Here is a 17,067-nt window from a genome sequence, read left to right on the forward strand (position 1 = left end):
CACGCTGCTGAACGTGCTGGCCGGCTTCGTCCGGCCCGACAGCGGCAGCATCCTGGTCGACGGCGTCGAGTTCCTGACCCGGCCGCCGCACAAGCGCGACCTCGGCATGGTGTTCCAGAACTATGCCCTGTTCCCGCACATGACGGTGTTCGACAACGTCGCCTATCCGTTGCGCCTGCGCGGCGTCGGCCGTGGGGCGCTGACCGGCCGGGTGAGGGACGCGCTGGCGACGGTGCAGATGGACCATCTGGGCGGGCGCGGCATCCATGAGCTGTCCGGCGGGCAGAAGCAGCGCGTCGCGCTGGCCCGCGCCATCGTGTTCGAGCCCCGCCTGCTGCTGATGGACGAGCCGCTGTCCGCCCTCGACAAGAACCTGCGCGAGCATATGCAGGTCGAGCTGAAGCGGCTGCACCGCCGCCTGGGCATGACCACCGTCTATGTCACCCACGACCAGCGCGAGGCGCTGACGATGTCGGACCGGATCGCCGTGCTCAACCGCGGGCGGCTGGTCCAGCTGGGCACGCCCGAGGCGATCTACGACCGGCCGACCGACCGGTTCGTCGCCGGCTTCATGGGCGATACCGGCTTCCTACCGGTGGAGCGCACGGCGGACGGCTTCCGGCTGCAGGGGCGGCCGCTCAGGACCGCCGCATCCCCGCCGCCGGGCGCGGCCCGAGCCTGGCTGGTGGTCCGGCCCGAGCGGCTGCGCTGGGCGGGGTCCGACGCGCGGGACAACCGCATCGACGGCACGGTGGTCGACGTCTCCTACCAGGGCGACAGCCACCTGGTCTCGGTGCGGCTGCCGGAGGAGGGCGAGATCGCGGTCCGCCATTCCGGCGGCGGCGGGGTGGCCCTGCCGCGGGCCGGCGACGCGCTGCGCCTCTGGCTCGATCCGGCCGCGACGACGCTGGTCGGGGACGCCGCCGCATGACCAGCATCCCGCACGGCCTGGCGCCGGCCGGGCTGAACCACGGCCTGCTGCGCGGGGCGGCGTGGCGGCAGCGGCTGGGTCTCGGCCTGCTCAGCCTGCCCGCCCTGATCCTGGTCGCCCTGGTGCTGCTGCTGCCGCTCGGCTGGCTGGTCTGGCTGTCCGGCTTCGACGCGGCCGGGGACCCGACCGTCGCCAACTATGCGCGGCTGCTGCGCCCGGCCTATGTCCGCGGCTTCGTCACCACCTTCGAGATCGCCGGCATCGTCACCGCCTGCTGCGTCGTCCTCGGCTATCCCGTCGCCTATCTCCTGGTCCAGGTCCCGCCGCGGATCGCGCAGGTGCTGCTGCTGTTCATCGTCCTGCCGTTCTGGACCTCCGTCCTGGTCCGCACCTATGCCTGGCTGGTGCTGCTGCAGCGCGAGGGCGTGATCAATTCCTGGCTGCTCGGACTCGGCATCATCGGCCAGCCGCTGGAGCTGGTGCACAACATGCTGGGGACGGTGATCGGCATGGTCCATGTGATGCTGCCCTTCCTGATCCTGCCGCTCTATGCCTCGATGAAGACGATCGACCCGGCGCTGCTGCTGGCCGCGGCGAATTGCGGGGCGTCGCCGTCCCGCGCCTTCCGCCAGGTGTTCCTGCCGCTGTCGATGCCGGGGCTGGCGGCGGGGGTGGGCCTGACCTTCGTGCTGTGCCTCGGCTTCTATCTGACGCCGGCACTGCTGGGCGGCGGCAAGGTGGCGATGTGGTCGATGCAGATCGCCGACAACATCGCCCTGTTCGGCAATTGGGGGGCCGCCAGCGCGCTGGGCGTCGTGCTGCTCGCTATCACCGCCATCGTGCTGCTGGGCCTGCGCCGGCTGCTCCGCGTGCCCGGGGTGGAGGGAGGGGAGTGATGCTCGGCCGTCCCGCATCCGCGACGCAGATCACCCATGGGGGCCGGCTCTGGCTCTACGCCCTGGCCGGCCTGGTCCTGGTCTTCCTGGTGGTGCCCTGCCTGATCGTGGTCCCGATGTCCTTCTCGGATTCGCAGTACCTGGAATTCCCGCCGCGGGTGTGGAGCCTCCGCTGGTACGACGCCTATGTCTCCTCGCCGGAATGGCGCGCCGCCACGGTCGTCTCGCTCAAGGTCGCGGTGCTGACGACCGTGTTCGCGACCGGGCTCGGCACCCTTGCCGCCTACGGGCTGCACGCGGCCCGGGGCGTGTTCGGCGGCCTCGTGCGCGGCGTCCTGATGCTGCCGATGCTGGTGCCCCTGATCCTGGTCGCGGTCGGCGCGTTCTTCGTCTATGCCCGGCTCGGCCTGAACAACACCCTGACCGGGCTGGTCCTGGCACACACCGTGCTGGCAATCCCGTTCGTGATCATCGCCGTCGGCAACGGCCTCAAGACTTTCGACATGAACCAGGAGCGGGTGGCGCGCAGCCTCGGCGCGTCGCGCCCCCGGGCCTTCTTCACCGTGACGCTGCCGCAGATCCGGATCCCGGTGCTGTCGGGCATGCTGTTCGCCTTCGTCACCTCCTTCGACGAGGTGGTGGTGGCCCTGTTCATCAGCAGCGGCACGTCCTCGACCCTGACCAAGCGGATGTTCGCCAACATCCGCGACCAGGTCGACCCGACGGTCGCCGCCATCTCCTCGCTCCTCGTCGCGCTGTCGATCCTGGTGCTGGTCGCGGCCCAGATCCTGCAGGCCCGGGGCCGCCATTGAGAACGGGCCCGCGAGGCCCGGAAAGGAAGGGAACATGACCTCGAATTCGCTCCGCGTCCGGGATGTGGCCTATCACATCCACCCGCAGACCAATCTCGCGCTGCACGAGCAGGTGGGGCCGACGGTGATGGCGCGCGGGGAGGGGGCCTATGTCTATGACGATGACGGCCGGCAATATATCGAAGGCATGGCCGGCCTGTGGTGCGCGGCGCTGGGCCTCAGCGAGACGCGGCTGGCCCGGGCGGCGCAGAAGCAGTTCGAGACGTTGCCCTACTACCAGAACTTCGCCCACCGCTCGACCGGTCCCGCGGTCGACCTGGCCGAGCGGCTGATCCAGCTGGCCCCGGTGCCGATGTCGAAGGTGCTGTTCCAGAGCTCGGGCTCGGAGGCCAACGACACCGCGATCAAGCTGGCCTGGTACTATTTCCACGCGCTTGGCCGGCCGGAGAAGCGGAAGATCATCGGCCGGCGCCGGGCCTATCACGGCACCTCGATCGCGACCGCCAGCCTGACCGGCCTGCCGCATCTGCATCGCGACTTCAACCTGCCGCTGGACGGGTTCCTGCACGTCTCCTGCCCGCATCACTACCGCGAGGCGCGGCCGGGGGAAACGGAGGAGGCCTTCGCCACCCGCCTGGCCGAGGAGCTGGAGGCGCTGATCCTGGCCGAAGGGCCGGAGACGGTGGCCGCGTTCTTCGCCGAGCCGGTGATGGGGACGGGCGGCGTGGTGGTGCCGCCCGCGACATACTTCGCCAAGGTGCAGGAGGTGCTGCGCCGGCACGACGTCCTGCTGGTGGTGGACGAGGTGATCACCGGCTTCGGCCGCACCGGCGCCTGGTGGGGCACGCAGTCGCTCGACATCCAGCCCGACATGATCACCTGCGCCAAGGCGCTGACCGCCGCCTACATGCCGCTGTCGGCGCTGCTGGTCTCCGACCGGATCTATGCGGCGATGCGGGAGCAGAGCGCGAAAATCGGCGTGTTCGGCCATGGCTACACCTATGGCGCCCATCCGGTGGCCTGCGCCGTGGCGCTGGAGGCCCTGCGCATCTATGAAGAGGACGGGCTGATCGACCACGCCGCCCGCGTCGGTGCCCGGCTTGGGGCGGGACTGCGGCGGCTGAGCGACCATCCCCTGGTGGGCGAGGTCCGCGGCATCGGCCTGATGTGGGGGGTGGAGCTGGTGCGGTCCAAGCGCTCGCGCCAGCCTTTCCCGGCCAACCGGAAGATGCCGGCCGATGTCCAGCAGCGCGCCTTCGAGAACGGGCTGGTGGTACGGGCCCTGGGCGATGCCGTGGTCTTCGCGCCGCCGCTGATCATCGACGACGCACAGGTCGACGCCGCCCTGGACCGCTTCCACGCGGCGCTCGACGGCAGCCTCGCGGCGTATCTCGCCGGCGGCGGCGAGCTCGATGCGGCGGCCTGAACGGATCCCGGACCATGCTTGCGATCTATGATCCCCGGCAGCTGCTGCACCGGCCGCTGACCCGCCTGACCGGCGGCGTGCTCAAGCCCAGCCTGGAGCTGCCGGAACGCGTCGCGGCGCTGCTGGAGGCGCTGGACCGCCTGGGCGTCGCGGTGACGGCCCCGCCGGACCATGGCGATGACGCGATCCGCGCCACGCATGACGCCGGGTATCTCGACTTCCTGCAGACCGCCTTCGACGCCTGGCGCCGCATCCCCGGCACGGGGCCCGAGCTGCGCGCCAGCCTGCATCCGAACGAGCATATGCGGCGGATGCCGGAGGACCTGATCGGCCGCGCCGGAATCTACCAGGCCGATGCCGGCTGCGTGCTGGTCGAAGGGACGTGGGAGGCGGTGCGCGCCAGCGCCAACACGGCGGCCGACGCCACCGCACGCGTCCTCGCCGGCGACCCGGTGGCCTATGCCCTGTGCCGCCCGCCCGGCCACCATGCCTATGCCGACAAGGCCGGGGGCTTCTGCTACCTCAACAACACCGCGGTCGCCGCGCATCTCGCCACCATCACGGGGCGCCGTGTCGCGATCCTGGACCTCGACGTCCATCACGGCAACGGCACGCAGACCATGTTCTACGGCCGGAGCGACGTGCTGACGGTCTCGATCCATGGCGATCCGGCCCATCTCTATCCCTTCTATGCCGGCTATGCCGACGAGACGGGGAGCGGGGCGGGCGAAGGCTTCAACCTGAACCTGCCGGTGCCGTTGCTGAGCGGGGACGACGCCTATCTCGCCGCGGTCGACACCGGCATCGCGGCGACGCGCCGCTTCGCGCCCGACCTTCTGGTGGTGGCGCTGGGGCTCGACGCGTCGCCGGCGGATCCCTTCGCCTGCATGCAGGTCAGCCGCGACGGCTTCGCCCGGATGGGGCAGGCGGTTGGCCGGATGTCGCTGCCGACCGTGATCGTGCAGGAAGGCGGCTATCTCTCGACCGAGCTCGGGCCCAGCCTCGAAGCCTTTCTCCGCGGCCTCGGCGCGGCGGGGCTCTGAGGCGCGATCGAGACACATCGACCGGATTGCGGAAGGAAGACCACAGTGACCAACACGCGGCACAACCCGGCGGCGATCGCCGCCCCCGCGCGGAACCTCTATGCCCATGCGGTCGCGGTGCCGGCCGGCAGCCGTCATCTCTACATCGCCGGCCAGGTCGGCACCCGGCCGGACGGGACGATCGCCCCGGACCTGGAAGGGCAGGTCGAACAGATCATGGCCAATATCCGGGCCATCCTGGCCGATGCCGGCATGGGCTTCGGCGACATCGTCAAGATCAACGCCTACTGCCTGGCGGCCGAGGACATCGTGACCTATGCCGGCATCCGCAACCGGCACTTCGCGGGCTCGCCACCGGCCACGACCGCGGTCGTCGTCTCCGGCCTGGCCGACCCCGGCTGGCTGGTCGAGGTGGATGCCGTAGCCGCCAAGGCCGGAGCTTGATTATCTCGTGTCAGCCAAATTGATCATTATTTTTTGCTGAAAGAGCAAAGATGTTTGACACAATAGGAGGGATCGTCAAATCATGACCCTCGGCGCCGGACGATCGTCCGGTGTTGGGGAGCGGCGCTTCGGGGCGGCCCGTCCAGCCTGACTTCCGTGAAGGAGGCAGCGGCGGCGGGTCGCTCCGAAGACGCGCGGGCGGGCCGGACGATCCGCCGAAAACAAGAATGGGGAGGAAGAGATGCCAGGGCGCATGCTGGCAGCCCTTGTCTGCGGTCTTCTGGCCATGGCCGGGATTTCGTCCCAGGCTCAGGCCGGGAAGGATGACGACACGCTGACCTGGGCCACCGCCACCGAGATCGACACCTTCGATATCTATTACCAGGGGCTGCGGGAGGTCGTGATCGCGACCCTGCTGAACTGCGATTCCTTGATCTATCACGACCCGTTCTCGGGCGAATACAAGCCGCTCCTGGCCACGTCCTACCAATGGAAGGACGACGTCACGCTCGATCTCGAGCTGCGCCAGGGCGTCAAGTTCCATGACGGCACGGCGCTGGATGCCGAGGATGTGGTCGAGACCTTCCGCCATGTGATGAAGCCGGACAGCGGCATCAATGTGCGGCTGGCGATCGACTGGATGAAGAGCGTGGAGGCGCTGGGCCCGCACACCGTGCGCATCGTCGCCAAGGCCCCGACCCCGGCGGCGCTGGAGTTCCTGTCCGGCAACACGCCGATCTATCCCTCCGGGCATTACGACAAGGCGCCGACCGTCACCAACGCCGCCGGCCAGTCCCGAAGCGATTGGGGGGCTGTCCGCCCGGTCTGCACCGGCCCCTATGTGATGACCGATTTCCAGGCCGGGGTGTCCGCGACCTTCACCCGGAACCCGGACTACTTCCCCGACAGCCCGAAGGGGCGGCCGGCGATCGGCAGGATCGTCTACCGCACCATCGCCGACAACGAAGCCCAGTTGGCGGAGCTGCTGACCGGGGGCGTCGACTGGATCTGGGGCGTGCCGCCGGAGAACGCGGCGCAGCTCGCGGATATGGGCACGGTGGCTGTCAAGACGGCGCCGACGACACGCATGTCGTTCCTGTCGCTCGACGCGGCCGGCCGGTCCGGCGACACGCCCCTGAAGGATGTGCGGGTGCGGCGAGCGATCTTCCATGCGATCGACCGGGACGCGATCGCCAGGCTGGTCGGCAACTCGGCCGAGGTGCTGAAGTCGATGTGCTATCCGACCCAGGTCGGCTGCACCGCCGACGTGATGCAATGGCCCTACGACCCGGAGAAGGCCAAGGCCCTGCTGGCGGAGGCCGGCTATCCCAACGGCCTCGACATTCCCTTCTACGCCTATCGCGACCGGCCCTATTCCGAGGCGGTGCTGGCCTATCTGCGCGCCGTCGGCATCCGCCCCGATTTCCGCTTCATCCAGAACGTGGCCCTGCGGCCGCTGATCATCGACGGCAAGACCCAGATGGCGCAGCTGACCTGGGGATCCCAGGGCATGCAGGACGCCTCCGCCTCGGTCAGCCTCTATTTCCGCGGCGGCGTCGACGACTATGCCCGCGACCCGGAGGTCGAGGGCTGGCTGCAGGCAGCGGACACCTCGATGGACCCGGCCAAGCGCAAGGACCTCTATGCCAAGGCCCTGGAGAAGATCAACGACCAGGCCTACACCGTGCCGCTCTTCGCCTATGGCCGCGCCTATGCCTTCAACCCGGCGCTCGACTACCCGGTGACACCGGACGAGATCGCCCATTTCTACCTCGCGAAATGGAAATGACGGGGACGGAGGCGCAGGCATGGGCGGCTTCCTGATCCGGCGCCTGGCGGTCACGGCCCTGGTGATCGTGGTGACGGCGGTGATCTCCTTCTCCCTGGTCCACCTGTCGGGCGACCCGGCGGTGGCGATCGCGGGCGAGAAGGCCTCGGCGGCCGAGATCGACCAGATCCGCAGGCTCTACGGCTTCGACCGGCCGTTCCACGAGCAGTTCCTGGCCTGGGCGGGCAAGGTCCTCGACGGCGATCTCGGCCGCTCCACCTACCTGAAGGAGAATGTCGGGCCGGTGCTAGCGCGGCATCTCCCGGTCACGGCGTTGCTCGGCATCCTGTCGCTCCTGTTCGCCCTGCTGGTCGCGGTGCCGCTCGGCGTCATCGCGGCGCTGCGGCCGAACACATTGGTCGACCGCGCCGCCCTGGTCCTCGCCGTCGCCGGGCAGGCGATGCCGTCCTTCCTGTCGGCCCTGGCCCTGATCTACGGCTTCGGCGTCGCCCTGCGCTGGCTGCCCGTCTCCGGCAGCGCGTCCTGGGCGCACTACATCCTGCCGTCGGTCGCGCTCGGCTACTATGCGGCGCCGGCGATCATGCGGCTGACGCGGTCGGGCATGCTCGACGTGCTGCAGTCCGACCATGTCCGGACGGTCCGGGCCTATGGCCTGCCGGCCTGGCGGGTGGTGCTGCGCCATGCGCTGCGCCATGCCGTCATTCCGGTCGTGTCGCTGGCGGCGGTGCAGTTCGGCTACATGCTGGGCGGGTCGGTGGTGGTCGAATCCGTGTTCTCGATGAACGGCATCGGCAACCTCGCCTGGCTGTCGATCCGCCGCTACGACATCGAGGTGATCCAGGCGATCCTGTTGGTCATCGCCTGCACCTATGCCGTGCTGACGCTCGCGGCCGACCTGCTCAACGCCGCCCTGGACCCGAGGATCCGCAGCCGATGAGCATCGCCGCCACCGCCGGGGCCGCGCCGGCGCCCGCATCCGTCGCCCCGCTGTCGCCCGGCCGGGTGGCGCTGCGGCGGGCCGTCCGCCACCCCGGCGCCTGGGTCGGCGGCATCATCCTGCTGGTCTTCGTCCTCGCGGCGCTCGGGGCGCCGCTGCTGACGCCGTACGATCCGGGGATGCAGGACCTGTCGCGCCGGCTGGTGCCGCCGGTCTGGGCCGCCGCCGGCGGCTGGGACCATCCGCTCGGCACCGACCAGTTGGGCCGCGACACCCTCGCGCTGCTCCTCTATGGCGGGCGGATCTCGCTGCTGGTCGGCTTCGCCACCATCGTCACCTCGATCCTGATCGGGGCGACGCTCGGCGTCGCCGCCGGCTACTGGGGTGGGGCCGTCGACCACGCCGTGACCTTCCTCCTGACCGTGCGGCTGACGCTGCCGGTCGTGCTGGTGGCGCTGGTCGCCGTGTCCGTGCTGGGCCAGTCGCTGCCGCTGCTGGTCATCGTCATCGGCGGGCTCTTGTGGGACCGGCTGGTGATCGTCACCCGCACGGCGACGCAGCAGATCGTGGGGCAGGAATTCGTCATTGCGGCCCGGGCCATCGGCAGCTCCACGCCGCGCATCCTGCTGCGCGAGATCCTCCCCAACATCATGGGCCCGCTGATCGTCATCGGCACGATCGAGCTGGCCCGCGCCATCCTGATGGAGGCGACGTTGACCTTCCTCGGCCTGGGCATCCAGCCGCCCCTGACCTCCTGGGGCCTGATGGTCGCGGATGCGAAGAGCCAGTTCCTGTTCCGCCCATGGCTAATCGCCATCCCGGGCGCGGCGCTGGTTCTGCTGATCCTGTCGGTCAACCTGCTGGGCGACGCGCTGCGCGACGTGACCGCGCCGGAAGGACGGGCCTGATGACGCCGCTGCTCGAGGTCCGGAACCTGAGGCTGGAGGTCCCCGCGCCCGGCGCCATGCTGCGGCCGGTGCGCGGCGTCGACCTGACGGTGTCCGAGGGCGAGACCCTGGCGATCGTCGGGGAGTCGGGATGCGGCAAGAGCCTGACCGCCCTCGCCGTCATGGGGCTGCTGCCGCGCGCCATGCGCCTGACGGCGGACCGGATGACGCTGTCGGGCCAGTCGCTGCTGGGCCTGAGCGGCCGGCAGTGGCGGCGGGTCCGCGGCGGCCGCATCGCCATGATCTTCCAGAACCCGATGACCGCCTTCGATCCCTGCTACCGGATCGGCGACCAGATGGCGGAGATCGTGCGCCCGCACCGTCCCGAGGCGGCGCGGCCGGAGCGTCTGGCAGCGATGCTGGACAAGGTCGGAATCGCGACGCCGGAGGAGCGGCTGCGCCAATACCCGCACCAGCTGTCGGGCGGGCTGCGCCAGCGGGTGATGATCGCCACGGCCCTGGCCTGCGAGCCCGAGCTGATCATCGCCGACGAGCCGACGACGGCGCTGGATGCCACGATCCAGGCGCAGATCCTGCGGCTGCTGGTCTCGGTCCAGCGCGAGACCGGGGTCGGGCTGGTCGTCATCACCCACGACCTCGGCGTGGTCGCCGGCATCGCCGACCGCATCGCTGTCATGTATGGCGGCGAGGTGGTCGAGACCGGGACCACGGGCGCCGTGATCGGCCGGCCGCGCCACCCCTACACCGAAGGGCTGCTCCGCTCGATTCCCCTGCCGGGAAAGACCGGCCGGCGCGAGGCGCTCGGATACATCCCCGGCGTGGTGCCGATCCCGCTCGCGGGCCGCGCCGGCTGCGGCTTCCGCCCGCGCTGCCCCTATGCCCTGGCCGAGTGCGGCGCGGCCCTGGTGCCGGCGCGCGGCGCGCCCGACGGCCGCATGGTCCGGTGCGTCCTGCCGCCGGACGGCAGCGGCCGCGCGACGGACGCCTGGGCGGCCCCCGTTTCCGTTGTCGCATGAGAGCGCCATGACCCTGGTCGAGATCGAGGGCGTCGCCCGCAGCTACGGGCTGCGCAAGGGCTTCCGCCGGACGGGCACGCTGCAGGCCGTGCGCGGCATCGACCTCGCCATCGCGGATGGCGAGATCATCGGGCTGGTCGGCGAATCCGGCTGCGGCAAGAGCACGCTGGCCCGGCTGATCCTGGGCATCGAGGCGCCGACCGCCGGCCGGATCGCGATCGGCGGGCGGCCGGTCGCCGAGTATTCGCGGATCGAACGGGCGCGCCTGATCCAGCCGGTGTTTCAGGACCCGTACTCCTCGCTCAACCCGCGGATGACGGTGGGGGCGATCATTGCCGCCCCGCTGGCCGTCCGCGGCGAGGGCACGGCCGCGTCGCGCCTGGCCGCGGCGCATCGCCTGATGGATGCGGTGGGGCTGGCGCGCGACCTGTCGGTCGCCTATCCGATGCAGCTGTCGGGCGGCCAGCGCCAGCGCGTCGCCATCGCCCGCGCCCTGATCGGCGAGCCGCGGGTCCTGGTCTGCGATGAGCCGACCTCGGCCCTCGACGTCTCGGTGCAGGCGCAGATCCTGAACCTGATCGCGGAGCTGCACCGGACGCTGAAGCTGACCATCGTCCTGATCACGCACAACCTGGCCGTGGTCAGCCACCTGGCCGACCGGGTGGCGGTGATGCATCTCGGCCAGATCGTGGAGCTGGCGCCGACAGACGACATCTTCGCCGCTCCGCGCCATCCCTATACCCGCGAATTGCTGCGTGCCGTGCTGCGCCCCGAGCCGGGCGCGTCCCTGCCGGCGGGCATGACGGGAGAGCTGCCCAGCCCGACGGCGCCGCCGCCCGGCTGCGCCTTCCATCCGCGCTGCACCCGCCGAAGCGAGCTGTGCGGCCGGTCGGTGCCGGCCCTGGTGGTGGCAGGGGGCGGCCGCGCCGTCGCCTGCCATCACCCGCTGGAGATGCCGCCGCCCGCAGAACGCCGGCGGGCGGCGGGGTAGTCAGCGTTCGCCGGGGCGGACCCGCTGCCAGGTCATGGTGGCGATGATCCGCTTGCCGTCCCAAGGGCTGAAGATCGGGCCGTTCACGATGGTCAGCGTGTCGCCGTCCAGGGTGAAGCGCCGCTCCTGGTCCGTGCCGGTCCAGGTCTCGTTCCAGGAGATGTCGACGTGATGGATCACCGTGCCGCCGGCCACGCTGTAGCGGCCGGCATAGGCGGTGAGACCGCGGAACAGGGCCAGCGCCTCCTCGTCGGTCGGGGCCAGGCCTTTCGGCTTCGGCCGGTCGCGCGGCAGGTTGAAGACGTTGAAGCGGCCATCCGCAGTGTAGGTCAGGAACCCCTGCGGGTTCGGGCCGCGCGGATGACTCTTCTCCCCGGTCTCGACCAGTTCCTGCAGATGGCCGACCAGCCGCCAGGTCGAGACCAGGGCGGCGGCCGCGTCCCGGGCCGGGTCTGGAGATGGAGTGTCGGTGGCCATGGCGGTTCCTGACTGCGATTCGCGGATGATGATGAGGGAGGGGCGGGCGGGGCCTTCAGCCGCCCGGCGCGCCCTGGGTGTTCACGTAGAGCGAATAGACCGCGCGGCCGGTGGTCATGAACAGCCGGTTCCGCTTGGGGCCGCCGAAGCACAGATTGGCCGGGCGCTCGGGCAGGGCGATGTGGCCGATGCGCTTGCCCGCGGGCGACAGCACCAGCACCCCGTCGATGCCCTCCTTGACGGCGCCATAGGCGCACCAGACGTTGCCGTCGACATCGCAGCGGATGCCGTCCGGCGCCTCGCCCGGCTCGCAGCTGAAGAAGATCCGGCCATTGGAAAGCGTCGTGCCGTTCCCGGTCACGTCATAGGCGCGAATACTGACGGGCTTGGAGAAGGAATCGACGACGTAGAGGATCTTCTCGTCCGGCGAGAAGCACAGGCCGTTCGGCGCGGTGACGTCGCCCGCCACGACCGTCGCCGCGCCGGTGCGGGGGTCGAGGCGGTAGACGTTGTTGGGCAGCTCCGCCTCGGCCTTGTTGCCCGAATAGTTGCCGCCGATGCCGAAGGGCGGGTCGGTGAACCAGATCGAATCGTCGGAGGCGACGACGACGTCGTTGGGCGAGTTCAGGCGCTTGCCGTCGAATGTGTCGATCAGCACCGTGATCGTGCCGTCATGCTCGGTGCGGGTGACGCGGCGCCCGTGCTCGGCGGTGACCAGGCGCCCCTGCCGGTCGCGGGTGTTGCCGTTGGCGAAGTTCGACGGCGCGCGGAAGACGCTGACGGCCCCCGTCTCCTCATCCCATTTCAGCATGCGGTTGTTGGGGATGTCGCTCCACAGCAGGTAGCGGCCGTCGCCGAACCAGACCGGCCCCTCGGTGTAGCGGGTGCCGCCGGTCGCGATCTGCTCCACCGCGGCGAAGAAGACAATGGTTTTCTCGAAGCTCGGATCCAGCGCCCGGACGGCCGGATCGGGATAGCGCGGGCTGGGTTGGAATTCGGCCCAGGCAGGACCGGCCATGCCCATCGCCGCCCACGCGGCGCCATTGCCCAGAACGGTCCGTCTCGACATCGTCATGATGACCTCCCTGTGCGGAATCCGTTGATACGGATGCCTCGTTTCAAGCTTAACGCATAGATTTATGGATTTTTTGGAGGAAAGAGCAATATGAATTGACCAATATCACCGATACGGCAAATCTGGCAATCGGAACCGGAACATCGCGCCGATCCCGGATCGCGGGCGGAGGGTGCGGCTTAGAACGAAGAGGGAGGGCTCTCTTGTCCGAGACAGGCTCTGCGGCGTCGCCGCTCGTGGCCACCTGGCGGCTGCGGTCGCATGTCCAGCAAACGGTCGAGACCGGCGAGACGGCGGAGCCGCGCGGCCCGCATCCGGGCGGGCTCCTGACCTACACGGCGGACGGGCAGTTCTCGATCATCGCCGTACCGGGCGACCGCAGGCCGCCGGCGCAGGTGCTGGTGACGGATGCCGAAGCGGTCGGTCTGTTCCGCGGCCTGACGGCCTATGCCGGGCGCTACAGCATCGACGGCGACCACGTCATCCATCACATCGAGGTGTCGTGGAACGAGCTGTGGGCAAAGACCGACCAGCGGCGTCGCTTCGTGGTCGACGGCGACACGCTGACGATCATCGCCGGGCCGGACCGGAACCCGCGCGACGGCCGTGTCGCCATCTCGACCCTGCTGTGGGACCGGGTGCGCTGAGCGCGGCCGGTCGCCGGCGCTCAGTCCTCCTTGGCCGCTGGGGTCTTCCGTGATGCCCGGGCGGCCTTCATCACCGAGGCGTGCGGCCGGAACTTGAACATGCGCTTGTGGACCTCGAGGATCGTCCGGGTGTTGACCCGGACGATGCCGTCCACCTGGGACAGCCGGTTGGTCACGAAGTCGACCAGCTCGGTGTTGTTCGAGAAGGTGGCGCCCGCGAAGATGTCGAAGCTGCCGGTGGTGATGTAGACGAAATAGACCTCGGGAATGGCCGAGAGCTCCTTCGCGACCTGCCGGATCCGGCGGGTCATCACCTCGATCTCCATCATCACCCAGACGTTGTGGCCCAGGTTCAGCGGATTCGTCAGGGCGATGAATTCGATGACGTTGGAGCTGACCAGCTTCGCCATCCGGTTGCGGACGGTCGATTCCGGCATGTTCAGGGCTTCGGCGATCGCCTTCGCAGGGGCCCGCGCGTCGTTGTACAGGTAATCCATGATCCCGACGTCGATCTCGTCCAAGGCCAGCACTGCGGTTCCCATCGGTGATTGGCGAAAACGCAGAATCTTAGCGGCTTCGCTGCGAAGGGCGCAACGGCACGCTCACCCTGCAGCCGCCTCCGGCATGGCGAACGGCGTCGGCTCCAGGAAGCGCTTCAGCACGTTACCGGTCAGCCGGGCGATGGCGTTGTCGTAGCCGTTGTGGGACAGGCTGCCGACATAGGCGATCGACCCCGTCGAGAACACGGCGCCGCCGTTCGGACACTCGAAGAACACCATGTCCGCCCGGATCTGCGGGCTGTGCAGGGCGCCGATCGCGCCTGTCGGCGTCACGATGGCGTCGTTGGCCAGGTGGTAGGTGTTCGAGTGCCGCTCCGACGACGCCAGCACGAGCGCGTGCGGCGGCGATCCCGCGGCGGTGCTGAAGCTGTCCAACTCGTCCCCCGCGGCGCCGCCGCCGAGATGGCCGAAATCGCCCAGGATCTCCTCCTCCACGCCGTCGAAGATGAAGGCGGCCCGCGGGTCGAAGCTGCCCGGCTGGCGGCGGTAATAGGATGACGCGTCGAAGCCCTGGGCGATGAAGCCGACGCCGGCGATGGCATTGGGCGGTCGACCCTGGCGGCTCCACAGCCCGCCATGCTCGCCGGTGAAGGCGTGGTGGTATTCGCCCGGCGCGGCGGTCGAAGGCCGGGTGCCGTCCTCGGCGCGGCGGATCTCGATCACGCCCGGCCGCCCGGGCTGGTAGGAGATCCGCCAGTAGAAGCCGTTGCCGCCGAGATAAATCAGCCGGCCGCCGGTCTTCAGGTAGGTCTCGAGCCCGTCCAGCATCTCCAGCGACGCGTATTCCGGGTGGGATCCGGTGACCACGGCCCGGTAGCGCTGCAGCAGCGCCGCCCCTTCGCGATGCAGGTCCTCGTCGGTGATGACGTCGTAGCCGCAGCCCGTCTGTTCCAGCCAGTCGATCACGAACAGGTCGGTGCTGAAGTTCCACAGCCGGCCCTTCGGCCGGAAGTTGGTGGTGGGCCGGAGGCGGGTGCCGAAGCACACGCTGCTGCCGTCGCTGTGGCTGCAATAGGTCGACAGGCCCAGCGGATGGTGCAGCAGCAGCAGGTCGGTGGCGTCGATGTCCAGCAGCTGGCCGCGCAGCATCTCGGTCCCGGCACTGAAGAAGCGGGCCCGGTTGTTGCAGTAGACGGTGTAGGAGGCGGTCGGGGCCAGGAACGCCACCGGGGCCGTGGCCTTGCCGGCGGGCGGGCGGACGAAGAAGGGCACATGCGTCTCGCAGCCGCCGCCGCGCAGCCGGGCGGCATAGACCCCGCTGCGCAGGCCGTCAGGAATGCGCAGGGTGACGTCCGGCGCCCAGCCGGCATGGTCGATGTCGTCGTCGTGGAAGTGGATCGCCCCATACTGCTCCGGCGCGCGGGCCCAGCTCCGCTCCGTCCCGTCCCAGTCATGGCCGGTGGCGCCGCGCATCGGCAGGTTCACGGTGCGGCCGTGCATCCGGTGCGGCGACAGGTCGATCACATGGTCCGACCCGATGTGCCACGAGAAGTCCCAGGCGCCCAGGACGTCGTCGCCCAGCGCCCGGCACGCCGCCTCGTCGGACAGCCGCTCGATCTCGGTCGGCGGAAGGGCGCGCCGCACCAGCCGGGGCCGTTCGAGCTTGCCGTTGAAATGGCCGCCCGCGGCGCCGTCGGCCGCCTGCCAGGCGGCGAAGCGGAGGGGCGCGGCGGAGGCGGCCGGCGTGAACCGGGCGCTGTGACGCGCGGTGGCCGGGGCGGCCGGATGCAGGCCATGCGCGTCGATCGGGATCTGGTGCAGCTCGATCGTGCCCGAGTCCGCATCGAAGGTCGCGGCCAGGCGGTACCAGCGCCGCTCGGCCAGGGGCACGCCGGTGGAATACTCCGCGACCTCGGCGCCGTTGCCGAGCCGGAGGGCCAGGGCGCCCCGATCGTCGAGGCACAGGGCGAAGCCGCGGCGCGTCGCCTCCGACCAGGTGCCGGCCAGGGCCTGCGGGCCGCCGGCCGGCCGGGTCGGCCAGGCCAGGATGTGGAGGGTGAAGCTGGCGGGCGGGGCCGCCAGCACCGGCAGGTCGATGTGGGAGTGCCGTTCTCGTTGCGCACGATCCCGTCGATCAGATCGTCCATCTTGAACAACGCACCGGAGTCGCGCATGGCATCGGCGGCGCCGGCTTCATCGCCGTGGTCATGACGCATGATGGCCTGGCCACTCAAGGCGAGGCGGCCACTGACGGTGGAACTGAGCGAGCCGATCAGCGCCTGCTGGTCCGGACTGTCGCGCGTCATCTCGCGCAGCTGCTGCAACAGGCCCGGCGTTTCGTGGGCCGCGCGTTCGGCGCGCATGCGCACCTGGGCGTCCTGGTCGCCGTGGATCAGGCGGTAGATGGCCGCTTCGCTGTCGCGCGTGACATAGGCAATGCGATAGGTGAGCGACTTCACCTCGCTGGAATGGGTGACGCGCTCGTTGGCCTGGATCGCTTCGCTGGCACCGGAGCGCGTGACCACGTATGGCAGGGCCACGATGACCAGCACCGCGGCCAGCAGGCCGCCCAGGCGCCAGCGCAAGGCGACGCGGTGCCGCATGGAGGGCCGCTGCGTCGACGCCAATTTCCAGGATGAGCGCAACATGCCCGGCATGTTTGCAGAATCACCCCGGCGATTGCCACCTCCCGCCGCGGGATGGGCGTCAGTTCTTGGCCGAAGCCCCCGCGACCTTGGTCGTAGCCACGCTCATCGACGACGGCCGGTCGCCGGCAGCCTGTCCCCAGGCCCGGTTGGGCTCGGCCTGCATGGTGAAGTGCAGCTCGCCGCCGGCGACGATCTCGCCGTGACGCAGGAACACCCGATCCAGCGGCTTGCCGTTGAGGGTGACCGCGCCGACGTAGGGGTGGGCGTCATCCAGCGGGCCGGCCGTCACGGTGAAGGTCTTGCCGCCCGCCAGGTGCAGGCTGGCCTTTGCCACGAACGGCCGGCCGATGGCGTACTCGTCGCTGGCCGGCGTCACCGGGTAGAAGCCCAGCGCGGTGAAGATGTACCAGGCGGACATCTGGCCCAGGTCGTCATTGCCGGCCAGGCCATCGGGACGCGTGGCGTACTGGCTGTCCATGATCTGCTTGAGGCGCCTCTGCGTCTGCCACGGCGCGCCCGCATAGTCG

General features: G+C 70.0%; 17 protein-coding genes. 12 read left to right on the forward strand and 5 right to left on the reverse strand.

All coding sequences use genetic code 11. From position 1 onward, the window contains the following. The 11 genes from ABDW35_RS14765 to ABDW35_RS14815 all read left to right on the forward strand — a co-directional run. Window positions 1-931, forward strand: a 931-nt coding sequence (locus ABDW35_RS14765) for an ABC transporter ATP-binding protein (RefSeq protein WP_343714637.1), incomplete at its 5' end; no start/stop codon positions are given. Beyond that, window positions 928-1,827: an ABC transporter permease gene (locus tag ABDW35_RS14770; protein WP_343714638.1), complete on the forward strand. Its 900-nt coding sequence runs from the start codon at window positions 928-930 to the stop codon at window positions 1,825-1,827. The genes ABDW35_RS14765 and ABDW35_RS14770, both read left to right, overlap by 4 nt. Next, window positions 1,827-2,639: an ABC transporter permease gene (locus ABDW35_RS14775; protein ID WP_343714639.1), complete on the forward strand. Its 813-nt coding sequence runs from the start codon at window positions 1,827-1,829 to the stop codon at window positions 2,637-2,639. Before ABDW35_RS14770 ends, ABDW35_RS14775 begins: the two co-directional genes overlap by 1 nt. Window positions 2,640-2,673: 34 nt before the next feature. Beyond that, window positions 2,674-4,065, forward strand: a complete 1,392-nt coding sequence (locus ABDW35_RS14780) for an aspartate aminotransferase family protein (protein ID WP_343714640.1) — start codon at window positions 2,674-2,676, stop codon at window positions 4,063-4,065. Window positions 4,066-4,079: 14 nt separating this feature from the next. Next, the gene (locus tag ABDW35_RS14785; protein WP_343714641.1) at window positions 4,080-5,108 is read left to right on the forward strand and encodes a histone deacetylase family protein; all 1,029 of its coding nucleotides are present in this window, start codon (window positions 4,080-4,082) and stop codon (window positions 5,106-5,108) included. 45 nt (window positions 5,109-5,153) lie between these two features. After that, complete coding sequence (locus tag ABDW35_RS14790; protein WP_343714642.1) at window positions 5,154-5,552, forward strand: RidA family protein; 399 nt, start codon at window positions 5,154-5,156, stop codon at window positions 5,550-5,552. Between the two features lie 253 nt (window positions 5,553-5,805). Then, on the forward strand, window positions 5,806-7,341 hold the full coding sequence (locus ABDW35_RS14795; RefSeq protein ID WP_343714643.1) for an ABC transporter substrate-binding protein: 1,536 nt from the start codon (window positions 5,806-5,808) through the stop codon (window positions 7,339-7,341). Between the two features lie 19 nt (window positions 7,342-7,360). After that, complete coding sequence (locus ABDW35_RS14800) at window positions 7,361-8,278, forward strand: ABC transporter permease (RefSeq protein WP_343714644.1); 918 nt, start codon at window positions 7,361-7,363, stop codon at window positions 8,276-8,278. Continuing rightward, entirely contained in the window at window positions 8,275-9,186 is a 912-nt protein-coding gene (locus ABDW35_RS14805; protein WP_343714645.1) for an ABC transporter permease, read from the forward strand. The genes ABDW35_RS14800 and ABDW35_RS14805 overlap by 4 nt, the downstream gene beginning before the upstream one ends. Further along, window positions 9,186-10,202, forward strand: a complete 1,017-nt coding sequence (locus tag ABDW35_RS14810; protein WP_343714646.1) for an ABC transporter ATP-binding protein — start codon at window positions 9,186-9,188, stop codon at window positions 10,200-10,202. Before ABDW35_RS14805 ends, ABDW35_RS14810 begins: the two co-directional genes overlap by 1 nt. Window positions 10,203-10,209: 7 nt before the next feature. Then, a complete protein-coding gene (locus tag ABDW35_RS14815; RefSeq protein ID WP_343714647.1) occupies window positions 10,210-11,193 on the forward strand; it encodes an oligopeptide/dipeptide ABC transporter ATP-binding protein in 984 nt (327 codons plus the stop codon). Here ABDW35_RS14815 and ABDW35_RS14820 read toward each other — a convergent pair whose 3' ends face one another. After that, window positions 11,194-11,670: a lipocalin-like domain-containing protein gene (locus ABDW35_RS14820; RefSeq protein WP_343714648.1), complete on the reverse strand. Its 477-nt coding sequence runs from the start codon at window positions 11,668-11,670 to the stop codon at window positions 11,194-11,196. A 55-nt stretch (window positions 11,671-11,725) separates the two neighbouring features. After that, the gene (locus ABDW35_RS14825; RefSeq protein WP_343714652.1) at window positions 11,726-12,688 is read right to left on the reverse strand and encodes an SMP-30/gluconolactonase/LRE family protein; all 963 of its coding nucleotides are present in this window, start codon (window positions 12,686-12,688) and stop codon (window positions 11,726-11,728) included. A gap of 260 nt (window positions 12,689-12,948) precedes the next feature. Between ABDW35_RS14825 and ABDW35_RS14830 the strand changes: the two genes are divergently transcribed. Beyond that, entirely contained in the window at window positions 12,949-13,392 is a 444-nt protein-coding gene (locus ABDW35_RS14830; RefSeq protein ID WP_343714649.1) for a lipocalin-like domain-containing protein, read from the forward strand. A gap of 20 nt (window positions 13,393-13,412) precedes the next feature. Here ABDW35_RS14830 and ABDW35_RS14835 read toward each other — a convergent pair whose 3' ends face one another. The 3 genes from ABDW35_RS14835 to ABDW35_RS14845 form a co-directional block, all read right to left on the reverse strand. Continuing rightward, window positions 13,413-13,934 (reverse strand): Lrp/AsnC family transcriptional regulator, encoded by a 522-nt coding sequence (locus ABDW35_RS14835; RefSeq protein ID WP_343714650.1) that lies wholly within the window; start codon window positions 13,932-13,934, stop codon window positions 13,413-13,415. Window positions 13,935-13,994: 60 nt separating this feature from the next. After that, window positions 13,995-15,989 (reverse strand): N,N-dimethylformamidase beta subunit family domain-containing protein, encoded by a 1,995-nt coding sequence (locus ABDW35_RS14840; protein WP_343714653.1) that lies wholly within the window; start codon window positions 15,987-15,989, stop codon window positions 13,995-13,997. Window positions 15,990-16,598: 609 nt separating this feature from the next. After that, window positions 16,599-17,067, reverse strand: a 469-nt coding sequence (locus ABDW35_RS14845; protein ID WP_343714651.1) for a glycoside hydrolase domain-containing protein, incomplete at its 5' end; no start/stop codon positions are given.

The sequence above is a fragment of the Inquilinus sp. genome, from assembly GCF_039594555.1.
Classification (GTDB): domain Bacteria; phylum Pseudomonadota; class Alphaproteobacteria; order DSM-16000; family Inquilinaceae; genus Inquilinus.